At 69.8% G+C, this 6,543-nt stretch carries 6 protein-coding genes; all 6 read right to left on the bottom strand.

The window, feature by feature from the left end:
• Nucleotides 1–582: 582 nt before the first annotated feature.
• The gene (locus ACWEFL_RS36020) at nt 583–1,755 is read right to left on the bottom strand and encodes an acyl-CoA dehydrogenase family protein (protein WP_451721321.1); all 1,173 of its coding nucleotides are present in this window, start codon (nt 1,753–1,755) and stop codon (nt 583–585) included.
• Nucleotides 1,756–1,784: 29 nt separating this feature from the next.
• Entirely contained in the window at nt 1,785–2,588 is an 804-nt protein-coding gene (locus ACWEFL_RS36015) for an SDR family NAD(P)-dependent oxidoreductase (protein ID WP_451721319.1), read from the bottom strand.
• Between the two features lie 41 nt (nt 2,589–2,629).
• Nucleotides 2,630–3,790, bottom strand: a complete 1,161-nt coding sequence (locus tag ACWEFL_RS36010; RefSeq protein ID WP_451721317.1) for an acyl-CoA dehydrogenase family protein — start codon at nt 3,788–3,790, stop codon at nt 2,630–2,632.
• Between the two features lie 96 nt (nt 3,791–3,886).
• Nucleotides 3,887–5,086, bottom strand: a complete 1,200-nt coding sequence (locus tag ACWEFL_RS36005; protein ID WP_451721315.1) for a TetR/AcrR family transcriptional regulator — start codon at nt 5,084–5,086, stop codon at nt 3,887–3,889.
• 97 nt (nt 5,087–5,183) lie between these two features.
• Nucleotides 5,184–6,341 (bottom strand): acyl-CoA dehydrogenase family protein, encoded by a 1,158-nt coding sequence (locus ACWEFL_RS36000; protein ID WP_451721313.1) that lies wholly within the window; start codon nt 6,339–6,341, stop codon nt 5,184–5,186.
• Between the two features lie 57 nt (nt 6,342–6,398).
• Entirely contained in the window at nt 6,399–6,530 is a 132-nt protein-coding gene (locus ACWEFL_RS35995) for a hypothetical protein (protein ID WP_451721323.1), read from the bottom strand.
• Nucleotides 6,531–6,543: the final 13 nt, after the last annotated feature.

Raw genomic sequence — 6,543 nt, 5'->3', positions numbered from 1 at the left:
GTACGAACCCGATCACCGCACACCGTCAACGGCCGGTCGGGAAACTGCTGAAGCGCCCGATGCAGGGCCTGAGTCAAATACACAACATCCTCCGAAGCAACGGCCCGACCGCGTCGGCGGGCCGGGGGGACACGGATGGGGAAGACCGGCTGGGGCCGCCCCGCCCGGTCCCGGCGTTGCCGAGCGGACGGAACGGTACCGCGCGGGCTCCAGGTGCGGTCGGACCCGGGCCGCCGTCGGCGTCCGGCCCGGTGACCTCGACCGGCTCGGTACAGCACCCGGGGCGATGGCGTCGGCACGCACTCCGTACCGGCCCGCCGAGGCGAACCGCGGCGCGTGCGCACGCCCGAGACCGTCGAGGGCGCCGGCGATCACCGCCCGGTCGTCCGGCTGCCCCATGGGAGCGCTCGCTTTCTCGCGGGTCCGGGGGTGCCACGGCCAACCTCCCTGCTAGCGTGAATGAGAATTCAGTTTTTTCACTTTCACGCCTTGCGTCAAGCCCTCGTACCGCATCGATTTCGGTGATGGGCTCCAGGACCTCGCACGGATCCCGGGCACGGGCCGGCGCCCGGCCCTGCCCGGTCAGCGGAAGGCGTCTTGGCCGGTGAGGACCTTGCCGATGACGAGTTGGTGCATCTCGGGGGTGCCTTCGTAGGTGAGTACGGATTCGAGGTTGTCGGCGTGGCGCATGATCGGGTATTCGTAGCTGATGCCGTTGGCGCCGAGGATGGTCCGGCTGGTGCGGGCGATGTCGATGGCTTCGCGGACGCTGTTGAGCTTGCCGAAGCTGACCTGTTCCGGGCGCAGGGTGCCGGCGTCCATGCGGTGGCCGAGGTGGAGGGCGAGGAGGAGGGCCTTGTTGAGTTCCAGGGACATGTCGGCGAGCTTGGCCTGGGTGAGCTGGAAGCCGCCGATGGGCCTGCCGAACTGCTCGCGGGTGGTGCTGTAGTCGCGGGCGGTCTCCAGGCAGGTGCGGGCGGCGCCGAGCGCTCCCCAGACGATGCCGTAGCGGGCCTGGTTGAGGCAGGAGAGCGGGCCGCGCAGGCCGCGTACCTCGGGGAGGACGGCGTCGCCGGGCAGGCGTACGCGGTCCAGGACCAGCTCGCTGGTGACACTGGCGCGCAGGGAGCCCTTGTGCTTGATCTCGGGGGCGGAGAAGCCGGGAGTGTCGGTGGGGACGACGAAGCCGCGCACGCCCTCGTCGGTGCGGGCCCAGACCACGGCGACGCCGGCGACCGAGCCGTTGGTGATCCACATCTTGCGGCCGGTGAGCACCCAGTCGGAGCCGTCCCGCTTGGCGCTGGTACGCATCGAGGCGGGGTCCGAGCCGTGGTCGGGCTCGGTCAGGCCGAAGCAGCCGATGACCTCGCCGGAGGCCATCCGCGGCAGCCACTGCCGCTTGTGCTCCTCGGAGCCGAAGCGGTGGACGGCGTACATGGCCAGCGAGCCCTGGACGGAGACCAGCGAGCGCAGGCCGGAGTCGGCGGCCTCCAGTTCCAGGCAGGCCAGGCCGTACTGGACCGCGCTCGCCCCGGCGCAGCCGTAGCCCTCCAGATGCATGCCCAGCGCGCCGATCGCGCCCAGCTCGCGGGCCAGCTCGCGGACCTGGGGCAGCTCACCCGCCTCGTACCAGTCGGCGATGTACGGCAGCACACGGTCCCGGCACCAGGCCCGGACGGTGTCACGGACGGCGCGGTCCTCCTCGCCCAGCAGCTCGTCGAAACCGAGCGGGTCGGTGGCGTCCAGTAGGGACATGGCGAAAACCTCGTTCTTCCGCTGGGGAGTCAGACGCGGCCCGCGTCGACCACGATGCACTGGCTGTTGATGTAGTCGGCGTCCGGCGTGCAGAGCAGATACACCGCGCCGGCGGCCTCCTTGGGGGTCCCCGGGCGGCCGAAGGGGATGATCTTGGAGGCCATGGCGGCGCGGTCGGGGTTCATCCCGACCCGGATCTCCCGGCCGTCGATCTCCAGGGTGGCGTTGTCGGCAGCGGTGACCTCGGTCATCCGGGTCAGGATGAAGCCGAAGGCGACGGCGTTGACATTGACCTTGTAGCGGCCCCACTCCTTGGCCAGGGTCTTGGTCAGGCCGATCACTCCGGCCTTGGCGGCGCCGTAGTTGGACTGCCCGGCGTTGCCGTAGAACCCGGAGGTCGAGGAGATGTTGACGACCTTGCGGTGGTACTCGGTCGGGTTGGCCTTGATGAACGCCTGGGCGGCGCGCAGAATGCGGAACGGCGCCTTGAGGTTGACGTCGAGGATGGTGTCCCACTGCTCGTCCGTCATCTTCTGGATGACCGAGTCCCAGGTGTAGCCGGCGTTGTTGACGATGATGTCGAGGCCGCCGAAGGCGTCGATGGCGGTGCCCACGAACCGCTCGGCGAAGCCCTCCTCGACCACCGAGCCGACGCAGACCACGGCGTCGGCGCCGGCGGCCCTGATGTCGGACGCGGTCTGCTCCGCGGGCTCCGGGTCGAGGTCGTTGACCACGACACAAGCGCCTTCGGAGGCGAGTCGCAGAGCGATCTCGCGGCCGATGCCGCGGCCGGAGCCGGAGACGATGGCGACCTTGCCGTGCAGGGTTCCCATGATGCTGTGTCCTTCTCTTCGGGGTGTACGGGTGCGAAGTCCTACAGGCCGAGGTCCTTGGCGATGATGGTCTTCATGACCTCGCTGGTGCCGCCGTAGATGCGGTTGACGCGGGTGTCGGCGTAGAGCCGGGCGATCGGGTACTCCAGCATGTAGCCGTAGCCGCCGTGGAGCTGGAGGCACTTGTCGATCACGCGGCCGGCGACCTCGGTGCCGAACAGCTTGATCCGCGCGGCGTCGGCGGGCGTGAGTTCCCGGGTGTCGTCCAGTTCGATGCCCCGGTCGACCATGGCCTGGGCGGCCGACACCTCGGTCTCGCACTCGGCGAGGACGAACTTGGTGTTCTGGAAGGACGCGACCGGCTTGCCGAAGACCGTGCGCTCCTGGACGTACTCCTTGGCGAACCGGATCGCCGCGGTCGCGGCGGCGACGGCGTTGACGGCGATGGAGAGCCGTTCCCGCGGCAGGTTCTGGCCGAGGTAGGAGAAGCCCTTGCCGACCTCCCCGAGGACGTTCTCCACCGGCACTTGGACGTCGGTGAAGTGCAGCTCGGAGGTGTCGCGGGCGTGCAGGCCGATCTTCTCCAACTGCTTGCCGTAGCCGAAGCCCTCGCTGGCGGTGGGGACGACCAGCAGGGTCAGTCCGGCCCGGCGGTCCTCGGGAGTGGCCGGGGCGGTGCGGGCGGCGACCAGGCAGAGTTCGGAGTTGAGCGCGCCGGTGATGAAGGTCTTGGAGCCGTTGAGGAGGTAGTGGGAGCCGTCCTCGGACAGCGTGGCGGTGGTGCGGATGCCCGCCAGGTCCGAGCCGGTGCCCGGCTCGGTCATGGCGATGCAGAGCACGGTCTCGCCGGTGGCGATGCCGGGCAGCCAGCGCCGCCGCTGCTCCTCGTCGGCCAGCTTCAGCAGATACGGCAGGACGATGCTGGTGGTCACCGAGTAGTGCGCGAAGGAGACGCCCGCCGCGGCGGCGGTCTCCTCGGCGATGATCGCCTGGTACTTGAAGCTGGTCTCTCCCGGGCCGCCGTACTCCTCCGGGATGTCGAAGCCCATCACGCCCAGGGCGCCGAGCTTGTGGAAGAGCTCCCGCGGGGTCCGACGGGCCGCCTCCCACTCCGCGAAGTGAGGCGTGACCTCCTTGGCGACGAAGTCGCGGATCACGGAGCGGAACGCCTCGTGCCCGTCGTTGTAGATGGTGCGCTTCATTGGGCGGTATCTCCCCATCGTGCGGGTGTGTGGAGTCTCGGGGCGGGTGGCCGGCCGGCCAGGGGCGGCGGCCGGCTTCGGCGGAGCGCTGCTCGCTCAGCGGTCGAGCAGCAGGTGGCCGGCCAGTTCGGCCAGCCGCTCGCGTAGGTCGGGCCGCCGGCCGGTGCGGGGCGACCGGATGACGAAGGACGTCATGGCGTGGGTGGCATGAATGACGATCTTGAGTTCGGCCGGGTCCTGCCCCCGGTGCAGCGCGCTGAGCACCTGGAGCCAGACGTCCAGGTAGGCGGCCTGGAAGCGGCGCAGCGCGGTGCGCTCCTTCTCGGGGAGCTGGTCCCGCTCGTTGGCCAGGATGCCGATCAGTTGCGCGTTCTCGACGGAGACGTCGATGTGGGCGCGGAGCAGCAGCCTGAGCGCCGCCCGGGGGTCCGCCGCCTGGAGCAGGGCCTGTTCCGCTGCCGCCCGGATCCGTTCGCCGCCCCGGTTGGTCGCGGCCACCAGCAGGTCGACCTTCCCGGGGAAGTGCCGGTAGAGCCCGGAGGCGACGATGCCGGCGGCCTCGCCGATGTCGGCCATGGTCACCGACTGGTAGCCGCGCTCGTCGAAGAGCCGGACCGCCTCGGCGAGGATCTGGTCCCGGCGGGGCACCCGCAGCCCTGCGGATGCCGGGACGTGCGACCGGGCCCGTGGCTGCCCGTCCCCGGACCGCCCGCCGGTCGAGAGCGGGCAGTGGGCCACCACGGAGCCGAGGCGGTACATCAGCTGCTCGTGACCGCGCCGAGGCAGCCGGATCCGGTGCCGACTGCGGCTGCCGAGCACCCCGAACACGGCTCGGGCGACCAACTCGACGTCCTCGGAGCCGAGTTCAGGACGGGCGTCCCGCAGCAGCAGGCCGAAGTGGGCGACCACCTCGGCCTCGTGGTCGCGAATGGCCTCGCGCTGGGAGCCGTCGAGGTCGCGGACCCCGCGTTCCCATGCGGCGAACACCTTGCGACGTCCGGTGACCAGCACGGCCAGCGACCGCAGGGCCTCGTCCAGTCCGCGTGTCTCCATGACGGAGTCCACGGTGTCGAGGCCGCCGAGGACGGCGTGGAACAGCAGGTCCTGCTTGTTCCGGTAGTGGTGGTAGAGGGCGGAGGCGCTGATGCCCAGGGCATCGGCGACGTCGGTCACCGAGACGTCGTGGTAGCCGTGCTCCAGGAACAGTTCGGTGGCCGCGACGCGGATCTGCTCCCTGCGGTTGGGCGGCCTGCGCGCTGCCACGGCCGTGCCCTTCCGCTGCGACTGGTTGTTCACTGTTCCTCCTCCGCGCGGCCGATACCGTCGTCCTGTGGGGCCTCCCGGCCGGCGTCGCCGCCCGGCGGAATCGCCGGGAGGCTGCTTCCGGGCCCGGCTACAGGCCGAGGTCCTTGGCGATGATGGTCTTCATGACCTCGCTGGTGCCGCCGTAGATGCGGTTGACGCGGGTGTCGGCGTAGAGCCGGGCGATCGGGTACTCCAGCATGTAGCCGTAGCCGCCGTGCAGTTGGAGGCACTTGTCGATCACCCGGCCGGCCACCTCGGTGCCGAACAGCTTGACCCGCGCGGCGTCGGCCGGAGTCAGCTCGTGCGCGTCTTCGAGCTCGATCGCCTTGTCGACCAGTGCCTGCAGGGCCTCCACCTCGGTGGCGCACTCGGCGAGGACGAACTTGGTGTTCTGGAAGGACGCGACCGGCTTGCCGAAGACCGTGCGCTCCTGGACGTACTCCTTGGCGAACCGGATCGCGGCGGTGGCGGTGGAGGCCGCGCCGACACCGATCTGGAGCCGCTCGCGGGGCAGGTTGCGGCCGAGGTAGGAGAAGCCCTTGCCCTCCTCGCCGAGCAGGTTCTCCACCGGCACCTTGACGTCGGTGAAGGAGATCTCGCTGGTGTCGCTGGAACGCAGGCCGATCTTGTCCAGCTTGCGGCCGAAGGCGAAGCCCTCGCTGTCCGTCGGCACGACCAGCAGGCTCAGACCGTGGCGGCGGTCCTCGGAAGTGGCCGGGGAGGTACGGGCCGCGACCACGCACAGCTCGGAGTTACGCGCACCGGTGATGAAGGTCTTCGCACCGTTGAGCAGATAGTGGCTGCCGTCCTCGGACAGCGTGGCGGTGGTGCGGATGCCCGCCAGATCCGAACCGGTGCCCGGCTCGGTCATCGCCACGCAGAGCATGATGTCCCCGGTGGCGATACCGGGCAGCCAGCGCCGCCGCTGCCCCTCGTCGGCCAGGTTCAGCAGATACGGCAGGACGATGCCGGTGCTGACCCCGTAGTGACCGAGCATCACGCCCGCGAGCGCGCACTCCTCGGAGATGACGACCTGGTACTTGTAGCTGATGTCGCCGGGGCCGCCGTACTCCTCGGGAATGCCGAAACCCATCACGCCCAGCGCGCCCAGCTTGCGGAACACCTCACGGTCGGTGAGGTTGTCCGTCTCCCACTGCTCGAAGTGGGGCTTGACCTCCTTGGCGATGAACTCCCGGATCGTCGCCCGGAATGCCTCGTGGTCCTCGTTGAAAATGCTGCGTTTCATGAACGGTACTCGTTTCTGTGAATCGTGGAGGGCATGGCGATTCGGCTCTCGGTGTGTTCAGTTCTGGTGGGTGTCGCGGAGTTCGCGCTTGAGGATCTTCCCGGCACCCGACATCGGCAGCGCGTCGACGAACTCGACCGACCGGGGGGCCTTGTAACCGGCGATCAGGGCTTTGACGTGGGCCCGGATCTCCTGCCCGGTG

The sequence above is a fragment of the Streptomyces sp. NPDC004838 genome, assembly GCF_053600955.1.
This window is presented reverse-complemented; position numbering and strand designations above follow the sequence as displayed.

Coding starts and splice junctions, on each gene's coding strand:
- ACWEFL_RS36020 (WP_451721321.1), bottom strand. CDS start 1,755: ATGTCCCTACTGGACGCCACCGACCCGCTCGGTTTCGACGAGCTGCTG.
- ACWEFL_RS36015 (WP_451721319.1), bottom strand. CDS start 2,588: ATGGGAACCCTGCACGGCAAGGTCGCCATCGTCTCCGGCTCCGGCCGC.
- ACWEFL_RS36010 (WP_451721317.1), bottom strand. CDS start 3,790: ATGAAGCGCACCATCTACAACGACGGGCACGAGGCGTTCCGCTCCGTG.
- ACWEFL_RS36000 (WP_451721313.1), bottom strand. CDS start 6,341: ATGAAACGCAGCATTTTCAACGAGGACCACGAGGCATTCCGGGCGACG.